Source organism: Pseudomonas sp. F01002, assembly GCF_004402115.1.
GTDB lineage: Bacteria > Pseudomonadota > Gammaproteobacteria > Pseudomonadales > Pseudomonadaceae > Aquipseudomonas > Aquipseudomonas frigoris.
Genome location: NZ_SOPU01000077.1, coordinates 25259 through 31974, shown reverse-complemented (window position 1 = coordinate 31974; position 6716 = coordinate 25259). Strand labels below are relative to the sequence as shown.

4 protein-coding genes and 1 pseudogene are annotated in these 6716 nt (G+C 45.6%); 3 read left to right on the top strand and 2 right to left on the bottom strand.

Features of this window, described 5'->3' with window-relative positions:
* Positions 1-261 precede the first annotated feature (261 nt).
* Genes E3W21_RS29125 through E3W21_RS29115 form a run of 3 tightly spaced genes read left to right on the top strand, consistent with a single transcriptional unit; the run spans position 262 to position 4335 of the window.
* Positions 262-1800 (top strand): hypothetical protein, encoded by a 1539-nt coding sequence (locus E3W21_RS29125; RefSeq protein WP_134423106.1) that lies wholly within the window; start codon positions 262-264, stop codon positions 1798-1800.
* A gap of 13 nt (positions 1801-1813) precedes the next feature.
* Positions 1814-3760 carry a hypothetical protein gene (locus E3W21_RS29120; protein WP_134423104.1) on the top strand — a complete coding sequence of 649 codons (1947 nt, stop codon included), beginning with the start codon at positions 1814-1816 and terminating at the stop codon, positions 3758-3760.
* On the top strand, positions 3760-4335 hold the full coding sequence (locus E3W21_RS29115) for a hypothetical protein (protein ID WP_134423102.1): 576 nt from the start codon (positions 3760-3762) through the stop codon (positions 4333-4335). Before E3W21_RS29120 ends, E3W21_RS29115 begins: the two co-directional genes overlap by 1 nt.
* 100 nt (positions 4336-4435) lie before the next feature.
* On the opposite strand, the gene E3W21_RS29110 is transcribed toward E3W21_RS29115, so the two are convergent.
* Positions 4436-5598, bottom strand: a protein-coding gene (locus E3W21_RS29110) for an IS3 family transposase (protein ID WP_134423100.1) whose coding sequence is annotated in 2 segments (ribosomal slippage) — positions 4436-5343 and positions 5343-5598 — 1164 coding nt in all. Because the reading frame shifts where the segments join, the coding sequence is not laid out codon by codon here.
* Positions 5599-6347: 749 nt separating this feature from the next.
* Positions 6348-6716: pseudogene (locus E3W21_RS29105) on the bottom strand (endonuclease); the annotation flags it as partial.

The window sequence follows — 6716 nt, the reverse complement described above, 5'->3', positions numbered from 1 at the left end:
TACACTTTTTCAACGCTGGCATTGGGACGCATCATGGTGATGGGCTCCTGATGGAAATCGGGAGCACAGCATCAGCCGTCAGCTATCCGCTTGGAATGTGGAGTTCATGGAGCGGATACGATCTTTGCATATATCCCATCGGTTTCAAATACACGTACAAGATCCCATCTAAGTCTCAGTCAGGTCACAATTGGGGTTATAACTGATGAGCGCCTTTTGGTTCGGTCGTGCATGAGATTTTGTTATGCGTTTTTGAAACTAATGAATAAGTATCGAAATGTATTGCGAAGTGATAGGCAAGTAGAAGAACAACTCCAAAAACTTTTGGGTGAATGTGATGGAAATTCTCTTAAGCTAAAATGGACTGCCAACTGTGGACATTACAAACGTGACTACAGGTACATGGCCGCAGCAATCGTTTCAAACGAAGACTGTGCTCTCAAGGAAATGCTGTTGTCTAACCGTGCAGATTTTATTCGAGCGCAGCGCGATAGCGGAGAAAAACTGTCAAGAGTACAGGCTGACGTATATATCAAGTCGGGGTTGACGGTTGGTGGTGGTCTCGAGTTTTCAAGACCAAAATGGCCGACGCCATTGCTCTTTGTAAATCTCGATTATCTTTTTTTAATAAAACATACCCCCGCTGAGGAAATCTGTTTTGCATGGCTGCTGGCAACAGACCGCATACAACAAGCTGGTATAAATGACTTGTTGGTATCTGATATTAAAATCACACCAAGCTCTGTTTCTGTTGAATATATTAAGCAGCGTTCGACGGAGTTCTTGAAAGAAAGCCCGCTTCATCCGAGGGGATCTCTGAGGTACGACGCATACACAGATTATGTGAGTGTGCGTTCCAATTTCTTAAGGATTTTTCCTCAGGCTGAAGACAACCTTTTTGATGTGCAAGAACCGGGTTCCCTGCAAGTACTAGAAAGTGATTTTTTTCGCCCCTTGATCTTCGCTTCTCTACCACATACGTTGCTTTATGGCGAGATGCAGAATATTAACAGGGAGATTGCGCCATTTGCAAAAATCCTTGAGCAAGTTTCTATCCATAATGATGATCTGCGTGTCAAAAGAGTTGCTGCGAAAAATGGAAAGGCGTTTGATTGCGATAAAAAAAGACAATCTATCACGGTGAACATTATCGCTCAATCTCGAGCTATTTTGGATGAAGATTCAGGGCGCAATGGTAAATCTCTTGATGATAAGAGTGGAGAGATGTTTGAGCGTTACTCGGAGGAAATTGTGGGAGCAGCAGCGACAGCGCACTCTCCAGGCGTGAAGGAGCGTTATTACATTCATGCCAGTGAAACTAAGTATCGATTGGAAAAGCGAGCAGCATTCGCTACAGCTGTAGGGGAGTTAATGGTCGCTGATGCGAAAAAGATAAATGATTTATGCAGAAAAAATATATATCTGACAGTGGAGCAAATCAAGGAATCTTTAGGTTGGAAAACTGGTGCGCCAAATATAAACGATTTTGAAGAGTTTGATGCTCTTTTAGGAGCTTGTCAGAAACAAGGATGGAGTATAACTCCCTTTGGACAATTAGAGCGTGATGAAATTACTATAATTATTGTCAGTCCTGTCGAGGCTGCGTTGCTTATATCTTATCGAGAAGAATGTGAGAAGCAATTGAAGGATCTTTCAATTGTAGAAGACCTAAGGGCGAGCGCCTTGATAATGCAAGTTGCTTATGCTGACGCCATTCTTGAGCGGTTTGACAAAAAGACAGTGAGTGAAGGGCACGATCTAATGCTGACAAACCCCTTTCCTGCGCCCATTATTCGGTAAGTAGAGGTCATGTATGGCAACGGTTGTTAGAACTTGGCGGGAGTCTGCAGGCGAAGAAGTCACGACATCCAACTCAGTCGGTGATCCACACTTTAGAGTAGTGGATATCAATACAGGTTCAATTGTTAATCTTTCTTTTAAGTGGGATTGTTCAGAGGCCAAGATTGTTTACGGTCAGTTGTTATTTTTGAAGGGTAAAGTGTCAAGAGGGTATGCCGATGAAAGCAACCGGATTGTTCCGTCTAGTATTTCTGCCGCAAAAACAGAGGCAATATACATTCAAAAAATCTGCGAGTATTGGCATAAATTCCATGCTGACCGCACGCTTAGATCATTGAGCTTAGCAGAAACGCAGACAATGATTAGAGCGCTAATGCTCTCTGCGAATAATAAAGATCAAGTCATGAGCAGGAGTGTGCTCGGCACTATATGCGTACTACTTAGCCGGTCAAGTACACTTTATAATAAAGGAATGATTTTTGACGGATTCCAATTTGTCGTCAATAAAAAATTTAAAAAAGATGTGATGGCGCCACTGCTTAAAGGATTGAATTTAGAGTATGAGGAATGGATAGAGGGTGGAACCTACGGCTCAATACCCCTAACATGTGCATCGATTATCCTGAATGAAGCAATTTCAATTATAGAGTCGGAAGAAGCCAAGTTGGCTCAGGTCTTCTTTGAGTCATGGCGCAAAACTCCGTGCGCGCCGGTGCTTTGGTTCGATAATGGCAAAGGATTTGATCGGCTGAAGGCTTATCGTGAGTGGCAAAAAAATAAATCTATTGATCGAGTAATAAAACCGGAGACATACGCATCGTTCATTAGCTTTGGTGAGCTAGCAGATGAAAGATGTAATGAGAAATTCCATTGCCTTCCTTGGAGTAACTTAAGTGAGCTAGGGAATTTTTGTGAGCTGATTATGAAGGCTGGGCTTGCGATCATTCTTTTGCTGAGTGCGTTCAGAATCAATGAAGTTCAGAAATTGGATATCAGTGATTTTTATCACGATAATGACGGTTCATGGTGGTTCAAAACAGTGAACACAAAAACCGAAAGAGGGGTGATGCTTCCTCGTTCACTACATGGTATGGCGGCCCAGGCAGCAACTGTTATTAAAAACTTGTGCGCTGTAGATATTGAGAAACACAATGTTCCACTTTTTCACTGTGGATTCCGAGGTAATGCTTTCAATGCAACATTGAAATGGGGAGGTTGGACGCCAGAAAAGTGGCTGGTTGATTGCAGGTATGCAAAAAATACATTGAGTTATTGGTTTTCACAGTTCTATTTGAAACAGATCATTCCGAAATTTCCCGATATTATTCTACATCATCGCTCTATTAGCCCGCACCAAGCGCGGCATACCTTTGCCGAATTCGCTATTCGCCGATTTGATGGGAATATTCTCCCGAAATTAAGGGAGCACTATCGTCATGTAAAGGGGTCGTATCAGATGAGGCGCTATACTAAAAATAAACTGAGTGACTCTGTGAAGATGAGCCTTGAACGTGATTATCTTGAAGAAGTAATGCATCGAGTGGCAAAGGGTAGCTTGGAAGATAGATTTCATGGGCCGGCAGCAAAACGATTACAGAGGGAATTAAAAGCTGTGTCTGTATATACATACAGTGAGTTAACCGATTTTATAAAAAAACATGCTGGTTTGTTTGTTAGGTTTACTGCATTTGAATGGGGGTTCTGCGCACTTCGTAAAGATGAAGAGTATAAGGCAAAATGTATTGATCCTCCCACAGGGCTACCTAAAATTGATGTTAATAGCTGTCCGGAACTGTGTTGTGGTTGTGTGCATAATATGAACAATGATCTTCAGTGCAGATCGTTGGAGCGCATTGCGATCGCGCACCAGAACATTGCTGACACACATCCGCTGGATACAATTAAAAAGATGAGCGCTGATGTTGTAAAAATCATACGGCGCAGGTTGAAACGAAAGTGATGGATTTTAGCCTTGATAATTATAAAAAACCATCTCCCGTCGTACAGATGCCATCATGGGCCAAGTCGGCGTCGTGCAAAAAGTTGTATGTTCGAGGCATATTTTATTTTGATCTGATTAAATCAAACATAGATTTGCAAATAGATCTTCCGATAAAAGAACGTAAAATTGTTCTACGACGGTTGGCCAAGGATTGTTCAGTTGATCCAAGTCTGCTCAGTACCCGACGCCAACCAGATCTAATAAACTTTATAGCTCAGAAAAATGCCGAGCTCGATGAATATTGGATAAGTAAAAACAGTGCGAGAAGTGTGAGCGGTAGAAAACTAACAAAGTCAGAATTGATTAAGCAAGTAGCCTTGCTTAAAACCGAACTTAAAACGTTAGAAAATTTACGGCTGGCGGAAGCTTTTACTTCTGCGATCAGAGAAAGTCTAGCTCAGTCAAAGTCTGAACTTGTTTTACTGAACGAATCGCTTTCTATCGAAAATGATGAACTGAAGGACAGGAATAGGAGCCTAAATGGTCAACTCAGAGAGATGGTAATTACTCTTAGTAGGGTTCGTAAAGATTAGCTGGTTTCAGCAAGTGATATCGTTATTTCGCCCCCGCGCGATTATATCTGTTAATTCTAGTTTCTAATTATTGCCTTATTTGTAGTGGGCTTGTAGTGGATCAACTGATCCCGGACACGGTTTTAAGGTTTTCTTCGGTTTTTGCCGGAGCCAACCCATCGTTAAATTGATGAGGTCGAATCCAGTTGTAGTGATGCATCAGGTACTGGCTGATGTCTCTCTGAGCTTGTTGGCCTGTCATGTACCCCGTAGTCGGTATCCACTCTGTTTTCAAGCTGCGAAATACCCGTTCCATCGGCGCATTATCCCAGCAGTTTCCTCGGCGACTCATGCTCTGGCGCATGCGGTAACGCCACAGCCGTTGGCGAAAGTTGCGACTGCCATATTGCGATCCCTGATCCGAGTGAAACAGTAGCCCTTGAGGCTTGCCACGCTGCTCGTAAGCCACGTCCAGTGCCTTGACCACTAGGTCTGCATCCGGCTTTGCGGATAACGCCCAGCTCACCACTCGGCGGGCGTAAAGATCCATAACAACCGCAAGGTAGTGCCATTTTCCCTGTGCCCAGATATATGTGATATCGCCGCACAAAACCTGGTTGGGCGCTTCGACATCAAACTCCCGGTTCAAGATATTTGGGATATAAGGCCGCTCGACTGTCGCCTTTTTATAGGCGTGTGATCCCGGCTGTTTGCTGACCAGTTCCAGCTCACGCATCAGCCTGCGTACCTTGAAGTGTCCAATGTGCTCACCCTCTTCTTGCATCATTAACATGATGCTTCGACTGCCCGGCGCACTTCGTCCTTGGGTGAACAACTCGTTCACTCTGCTACGCAACTTGAGGCGCTCAACGTCTGGTGTTCGCCGCCTGAGACGATGTGCGTAGTAGCCCGAACGGGCAACTTCAAATGCCTCGCACAAGCAGTCAACAGGCTCATGGACGCTTAGCTGATTGATCAGCGCGTACGCTCGAGATCTTCCGATATCAAGAGCGCGGTAGCCTTTTTTAATATTGATTTCTCGCGTTCGAGGCGAGCAATCCGAGCTTCCAGCTCCTGGATTTTTTGCTGCTCTGGAGTCAGGGCCTTGCTCTGGGGTGTGACGCCGGTGCGCTCTTTCTGAAGCTGGTCAACCCAGCGGCGCAGAGCCGACTCACCAACACTCAGTGAGCGACTGGCTTCAGTGAAACTGTAATTCTGCTTGAGCACGAGGTCAGCAGCCTCGCGTTTGAATTCTGGTGAAAAGGTACGGCGTTGCTTGGTCATCTGACACCTCAGTCTGGCGAGCATTCTCGCTTAAATGGGTGTCCGGTTTCAGTAGACCACTACAGCTCTACAATTTCTTGTTTATCAGTGGTTGCCGGCAGTCAAAAGGTTACGGTGCGACGGCTAACATTTTAAGCCAAAGTTCGCCATAGAATTCTCGTTTTTCTTCAGGTGTGTCCTGTCGTGCGACTAAAACTAGTAATGCATAACAAAGAGTGTAGGTGCTTTGCATTAGGTTCGAAATTGGTAAAGGTCGCACTGGATGTAATACTCCATTGAAGATTCACGTGGAGCGGTGATCAACGCGAGGATAAATCCGACCACGATGCAATGATGCTTTTCGATCAGTCCTGTTAGGCAATGATTCTAGTGTTACTGAAACCCATTCGAGTACAGGACGAGGCAACGAGAGAAAGGTCTCTGTATCCGCCGTAGCGCGATGAAAGCCAAAACGTAGGAATCAATCAGATGAGACCCTCGTTGGTCGGTACCGCAAGGGATCAAAGATCAGCTCTGGGAGACCGAACTCACTGACAGCGTAGGCACCTGTCTGGGCTTATAGTCGCTAGGGGACAGGCATCAGTTCCAGTGTGGGCTGACGCCAGACCGGGCCGAAGAAAATTTAACGTCCTCTCCGGTATTTGTTGATCTCCGTTCAAGCTGACTTTTGAACGGGGAGTTGAAAGGTTTCATCAGTGGTGCAGGGGAAAGGTGTCAACAACTAGGGGGGGGGGAGGCGCTCCTAGATAAACTTCACCAATGCTCGGCACCAGGTTGTGCAGATCGGCTTCGGCCTTCTGGTAGGTTGGATCGTAACGCGTGCAGTTCTTGCGCCCACCTTCTTGCCAGCACTGACGCTGATGGCCGATCTGCCAGGCCGGAACAATGTGCTCCCACTCGATGAGGGAAGCACGCTTGGCGTTTTTGCGCGGTACATAACCGCAGGCTGCGAGGTTGACCTTGTTGCCGGTGTATTTGCACCCGCAATAGAACTCTGTGGATTGCGGTGCGTAGAGCTTCCAGGCAACTTTCTTGGCTTCGTTGAAAGTGCGTGGGGCGCCAGCCTGTACGCCGAGGGTGATGAACAAAAACAGCAAAGCAAACCAGCGGACACTCAT